Below are 3,040 nucleotides of genomic sequence, written 5' to 3' on the forward strand. Positions count from 1 at the left end.
GCCTGCTCAGCCAACGCGGCGGCGCCGAGCCAGCGAGCACGGCCGAGCCAGCGAGCACGGCCGAGCAGTGGCTGGCCGTCAAGCCCGACCCGCTGGTGCACCAGATCGGCCTGGTGGGCAAGATCGAGCCGCAGACCACCGTCACCCTGACGGCACCGTTCGACGGTAATGTGCTGGCCAACCTGGTCGAACAAGGTCAGCGCGTCGAAGCCGGCCAGGTCCTGTTACGCATGGACCCAGCGACGCTGGAAGTGCAACTGCGCGATGCCCTCTCCGCACAACTCAAGGCCCGGCGCACCGTGCAGGAAATGCAGGACTGGGGCAGCAGCCCCACCGTCAGCCGTGCCCGCCGCAGTTTACGCACCGCTGAAATGACCGCCGGCAACACCCAACGCAAACTCACCGAGAGCGAAAACCTGTTCAAGCGCGGCATCATCCCCCGCAACGAACTGGACGACCTCAAGCAGCAAACCCAGCAACAGCAATTGGACTTGGCGGCGGCGCGCAGTGAGCTGCAACAAGCCCTGGACCAAGGCCAGGGCGAATACCGGCAGATCGCCGAAATGGAACTGACCAATGCCACGGTGAAGTACGAAGCCTTGCAAACCCTGCTCGAAGGCAAGGAGGTCAAGGCGCCCTTCTCCGGCATCGTGGTACCGGCACCCGGCAGCACCAACACGGCTCAAGGCGGCGGCAATAACAGCGCGCCGGTGCAGGCCGGCAGCAAGGTCAGCCAGGGCCAGGTGCTGTTCGGCCTGGCCAATATCGAACAGTTGAAAATCGTCGCCAAGGTCTCAGAGCTGGATATCAACCAGTTGCGTCAGGGCCAGGCCGTGGAAGTGATGGGCGATGGCTTTGATGGCGAACGGCTGACGGGTTCGGTCAGCGTGGTCAGCGGCTTGGCCATCGCCAGCGACAGCCAGGGCAGCGCGCAGTTTCCGGTGACCTTGTCGATCCCCAAGCTGACACCGCAACAGTTGCAGCGGGTGCGCCTGGGCATGAGTGCGCGCTTGACTATCGTCACCTACAACAATGACCAGGCGATCGTGATTCCCAGCCAGGCGATCCAGGCGGACATGACAGTGGAGTATCGGGCGGCGATGGATAAACCGGTGCAGCGGGTGAACGTGACCACCGGGCAATCGACGCCGCAGGGGGTTGAGGTGTTTGGGCTTGAGGCGGGGTTTGTGAGGGTCGGGGGAGTCAATCACTGACCCTCGATCCCGAGTATGCCCTAACTGTAGGAGCGAGCTTGCTCGCGAAAAACGTCAACGATAACGCGTGCTTCCTGAACAAACGCGGTGCCCTCAGGCTCTTCGCAGGCAAGCCAGCTCCTACATTTGGCCCTGTGGCATCCGTTAGATAGCTGTCGTAAGCCTGGCGGCCAGCGCCTTGGCCTGCAGCGCCACATCGGTCACCGCCGTACTTTCCCACCACATCCCCCGCAACGGCGGCCCCATGGCGAACAGTCGCGGGCTGACCTGGCCCCGAGCATCCAGCACCGCCCCCGTCGCATCCGCCGCAATCCCCAGCGCCAACGGCCCAGGCTGGACCAACCCGCGCTTGAGCAATTGCTGCGGCAACGGCCGGGCCACCCGGCGCCAGTCGTATTCGATGCCGCTGGAATTGATCAGCGCGGCGCCTACAACCTGATTGATCATCTCTTCACCACGGTAGCGCAGCGCAATGGCAACCCCCTTTTGCGACGGCACCAAGCCCTTGAACGACGCCGCATGAATCCGCAGCCGCCCTTCCCCCTGCAAGCGCTCCACCAATTGCGCACTCATTGGCGGCGAACGGTGATGGTGGCTTTCCCACCAGGGACGCACATGCCGCACGAACTGGCGCTTCTGGGCCTCACTGGCCTGGCTCCACAGGCGCGCTATGTGCACGCGCACCGTGTCCAGCGGTGCCTGCCAGTCGACGCCTTGCTCCAGCGCGAGCTGGCACTGGCGTCGTACTTCACCCAGCAACTGTCGGGGGCTGCTCAGGCTGTGGTCGGCGGCAAGGAAGTCGTCCCAGGTGGGCGGTTGCCGGCGTACATGGGGCAACAAGCCGTGGCGCGAAAAAACCTCGATAGGCCCGCGATGCCCGGCCTGTTCCAGGGAGACCACGGCATCGACCATGGTCAGGCCGGAGCCGATGATCAGTACCGTCGATTGGGGGGCCAATTGGGTCATTGCGCGTACATCCCAAGGATCCAGCGCAGCGGCGTTCAAACCTGTGGATTCGGTCTGCGGAGTGCGCGCCGCCGGGAACATGCCGGTGGCCAATACCGCACAGGCGCCGCGCAGTTGCTCGCCAGTATCGAGGGTTAACACCGCCGAGGTGGCATCGACTTGCAGGTCTACCCCTTCGGCGCGGATGTGCTCGACGGTCGAGGTGGACACTGCCTTGGCTTGCGCCAGGCGCTGCTGGGCGTAAAGGCCGAAAAGCCCCCGTGGCGGGAACAGCTCGCTGATGGGCACATGCTGTTGGTACGACTCGGGCCATCCCCCGGCGCTGATGTAGTCGGTGAGCCACTGAGTCAGGTCGTCGGCATTGTCCGGATCAACGCTCATGCGTGCGGCATTGCCGTTCAACGTATGGCCCAGCTCGACTGCGCTATAGGCTTCGCCTCGCCCCAGCTCAGCACGGGGTTCGACTACCAGGATGCGCCGCGTGCCCGGCAGGCGCAGCAGTTGCACGGCCAGCATTGTGCCGCTCAGGCCACCACCGATGATCAGCACGTCAGCGTTGCGAGTTGATTGATTCATGCTGGTTCACCCTTACTGTTTGCCCAGACAAATGTCATGTCCCGCACCAACAACGGCGCGGTACTGCGACTCAGGACCACCCGCCCAGTATCCAGCACGTAGCTCTGAGATGCATAGTTGAACGCGACATTGACAGTGTGCTCAGCGATCAGGAGCCTCACCCGCTACTCGCGGGCATTAGCATGGCCTGGGCAATTAGGATTGTCTTTGACTGAAACGCTGCGAGAGCAAGGCGGGCCGTGGCAGTTGGCAATGAAATGGAGAGCCGATGCACAGACAGATAC

The 3,040-nt window shown here is 63.5% G+C and carries 2 protein-coding genes; one reads left to right on the top strand and one right to left on the bottom strand.

Going from position 1 to position 3,040, the window contains the following annotated elements; genetic code table 11:
- Positions 1–2: 2 nt before the first annotated feature.
- Positions 3–1,214, top strand: a complete 1,212-nt coding sequence (locus tag GIW04_RS29375; RefSeq protein ID WP_236479500.1) for an efflux RND transporter periplasmic adaptor subunit — start codon at positions 3–5, stop codon at positions 1,212–1,214.
- A gap of 144 nt (positions 1,215–1,358) precedes the next feature.
- On the opposite strand, the gene GIW04_RS29380 is transcribed toward GIW04_RS29375, so the two are convergent.
- Positions 1,359–2,756, bottom strand: coding sequence for an FAD/NAD(P)-binding protein (locus tag GIW04_RS29380; RefSeq protein ID WP_120248989.1), 1,398 nt, complete (start codon positions 2,754–2,756; stop codon positions 1,359–1,361).
- Between the last annotated feature and the right edge of the window lie 284 nt (positions 2,757–3,040).

The organism is Pseudomonas sp. PA-4-8C (assembly GCF_021606625.1).
Lineage (GTDB): Bacteria > Pseudomonadota > Gammaproteobacteria > Pseudomonadales > Pseudomonadaceae > Aquipseudomonas > Aquipseudomonas lactis.

Excerpts from the sequence above, each read along its gene's own strand:
- GIW04_RS29380 (WP_120248989.1), bottom strand. The coding sequence starts at position 2,756 with ATGAATCAATCAACTCGCAACGCTGACGTGCTGATCATCGGTGGTGGC.